Source organism: Gluconobacter sp. P1D12_c (genome assembly GCF_018812105.1).
In the GTDB taxonomy this organism is placed as follows: Bacteria; Pseudomonadota; Alphaproteobacteria; order Acetobacterales; family Acetobacteraceae; genus Gluconobacter; species Gluconobacter oxydans_A.
Map to the genome: position 1 here is coordinate 1 of NZ_JACSIQ010000389.1, position 480 is coordinate 480.

A 480-nucleotide genomic window follows, 5' to 3' on the forward strand; every position below is an offset into this window, starting at 1 on the left:
ATTCGCACATTTTGAGATGCTGAGTCGTAAAGTGCTTGTAAAGCCTTCCGACAAGGCAACGAAGTCTAAGAAGTGGAATATTAAAGAGACTATAGATGAGGCTACCCGGAGAAATCCGGATGCCTGTTTGCATGTTGAAAATCCAGGCAAGCCGGTTCTCGTTTTTGGTCAGGATTTAGAAGCTCTTGAGCGTGAGCATGAGCAGGCTTGCGATGGTGCTGTTGATGTTCAGAAGAATGGCAAGAGCAGGAAAATCAGAAGCACTCAAAATACTATGGCGTGCATTGTTCTGTCTTGGCCAGGTGAGATGGATGCCGATTGTAAGCGTTGGCAAGCTCGGTCGGTCAAGTGGTTGCAGGACACGTATGGGGACCAGTTGAAGAGTGTGAGCAGGGATGATGATGAGGCTTTTGCGCATCTTCATGCTTTGATCGTTCCTGAGGTTTTGCAGGCGATCAGCTTACATCGTGGGGATTGTGC

1 protein-coding gene is annotated in these 480 nt (G+C 48.1%); it reads left to right on the plus strand.

Annotated features, from left to right (window positions below):
- On the plus strand, positions 1 to 480 hold a 480-nt coding region (locus KP705_RS17310), incomplete at both ends, for a plasmid recombination protein (protein ID WP_215765170.1).